The 1,982-nt window shown below is 72.7% G+C and carries 2 protein-coding genes; one reads left to right on the top strand and one right to left on the bottom strand.

The annotated features are described in order from the left end of the window. Positions 1-266 precede the first annotated feature (266 nt). Positions 267-1,031, bottom strand: a complete 765-nt coding sequence (locus AOK24_RS11500; protein ID WP_055719972.1) for a DeoR/GlpR family DNA-binding transcription regulator — start codon at positions 1,029-1,031, stop codon at positions 267-269. Between the two features lie 49 nt (positions 1,032-1,080). Here AOK24_RS11500 and AOK24_RS11495 point away from each other — a divergent pair, with 49 nt between their 5' ends. Further along, positions 1,081-1,752 carry an NUDIX domain-containing protein gene (locus tag AOK24_RS11495; RefSeq protein WP_055719971.1) on the top strand — a complete coding sequence of 224 codons (672 nt, stop codon included), beginning with the start codon at positions 1,081-1,083 and terminating at the stop codon, positions 1,750-1,752. The last annotated feature ends 230 nt before the right edge of the window (positions 1,753-1,982 follow it).

Raw genomic sequence — 1,982 nt, 5'->3', positions numbered from 1 at the left:
GCCCCCTACCGCCCGCTCCTCCGCGCCCTCATCGACATCGAACTCCTCACCGCCGACGCGGCTCTCGCCCGAGGCGCAGGGCTCCTGAAGAACTCGGCGGAACCGTCACCGACACGGGCGCTCCGGGTACTCCTCAAGTCCCGCCTGAGCCGCCGAAGTTCCGGCGCCTGACTCCCCTGGGAGCGCGGCGGTCCCTGACCACACACTTCAAGTCCCGCCTGAGCCACCAGAGTTCCGGCGCCTGACCCCCTGACCGCCCAAGATGCTCACGCAGCGTCCGCCGCCAGCACCTCCACCCCCCGCGCCGCGAGTTGTTCGAGCACGGCGTGCCGCGGATCCGCGTCGGTCACCACCCCGCTCACGTCCTCCCACGGCAGCACCCGGAACCGAGACGCGGCGCCGATCTTCTCGGACGACGCGAGGATGTACGTCTCCGCGGCCCGCCCCGCCAACGCCCGTTTCATGGCGGCCTCTTCGGCGTCCCCGGTGGTCAGTCCCGCCTCGGGATGGACGCCGGTCACGCCGAGCAGGCACAGATCGGCGGAGACGTTCCGCGCCGCCTCCACGGCCGCGGCCCCGCAGGCCACCGCCGAGTGCTTGAAGATCCGCCCCCCGAGGAGGAACACCTCGGCGGCGGGATGTTCCAGCAGCGCGGTCGCGACGGTCGGGCTGTGCGTGATCACCGTGCAGTCCAGGCCGACCGGCAGGGCGCGGGCGACGGCGAGCGCGGTGGTCCCGCCGTCCAGGATCACGGCGCTCCCCGGCCGTACCAGACCCGCGGCCACGGCGGCGACCTTCCGCTTCCCGTCGGGTGTGACGCCCTGCCGGGCGGCGTAGTCCACGACGGCCGGGGAGACCGGCAGGGCCCCGCCGTACACCCGCTGGCACAGTCCCTCCGCCGCGAGGTCGCGCAGGTCGCGCCGCACGCTGTCCTCGGAGATCCCGAGGCCGGCGGCGACGTCCTTGGCGACGACCTTGCCCTCCCGCGCGAGCAGACCCAGCAGATGGTCCCGCCGTTCAGCAGCCAGCATGCACACTCTCTCCTGTTCTTGCACGTTTCTGCGTGTACTGTAGCGCGCCATGACCACCGACCTCCCCCGCCCCGGCGTCGACACCCCCGACCACCGGGGCCGCACGCACCTCGACCGGGCCGGACGCGACCTGACCCGCAACCCCGATGTCCGCGTCCGCGACGTGGAGTTGACCTCCCGAGGCTGGCACGTCCTGCGCCGCACCACGTACGACTACCGCCGCCGCGACGGCAGTTGGGTCACCCAGCAGCGCGAGACGTACGACCGGGGCAACGGCGCCGTGGTCCTCCCCTACGACACCGAGCGCCAACGCGTCCTGCTGGTACGCCAGTTCCGCTACCCCGCGTACGTCAACGACCACCCCGACGGCATGCTCGTCGAGGCCGCCGCCGGACTCCTGGACGACGACACCCCCCTGACCGCGATCCGCCGCGAGGCGACGGAGGAACTCGGCGTCACCCTCGGCCCCCTCACCCACGTCTTCGACGTGTACATGAGCCCCGGCTCGGTGACCGAGCGCCTGCATTTCTACGCCGCCCCCTACACCCCCGCCGACCGCACCGGCCCCGGCGGCGGCCTCGCGGAGGACGGCGAGGACATCGACGTACTGGAACTCCCCTTCGCCGAGGCCCTGGCCATGATCCGCGACGGGCGGATCGCGGACGGCAAGACGATCATGCTGCTCCAGTGGGCCGCCCTCGACGGACCCTTCGGCAGTTGATTCGCGCCATACAGCCCGTTTCGTGCGGGAAGACCCCCCGAACGGGGTACGAGAGAGGTATGGGCGCTCGTACACGGACCCGGGTGCGCGGCTGGCGGTGGCGGAGCAATCCGCTGCGCCGTCCGTCGGACGTCGTCGAGGGGTGGACGGTGCTGGCGCTGGCCGTACTGCTGCTGGTGGCCGCGCCGCTGGTCGGCGTGCTGGCGGGGGTGTGGGCGCAGCAGGAGGGG

This window comes from Streptomyces niveiscabiei (assembly GCF_001419795.1).
GTDB lineage: Bacteria > Actinomycetota > Actinomycetes > Streptomycetales > Streptomycetaceae > Streptomyces > Streptomyces niveiscabiei.
The sequence above is the reverse complement of the archived record's forward strand: the minus strand, read 5'-3'. Positions and strand labels throughout refer to the sequence as shown.

Coding starts and splice junctions, on each gene's coding strand:
- AOK24_RS11500 (WP_055719972.1), bottom strand. CDS start 1,031: ATGCTGGCTGCTGAACGGCGGGACCATCTGCTGGGTCTGCTCGCGCGG.
- AOK24_RS11495 (WP_055719971.1), top strand. CDS start 1,081: ATGACCACCGACCTCCCCCGCCCCGGCGTCGACACCCCCGACCACCGG.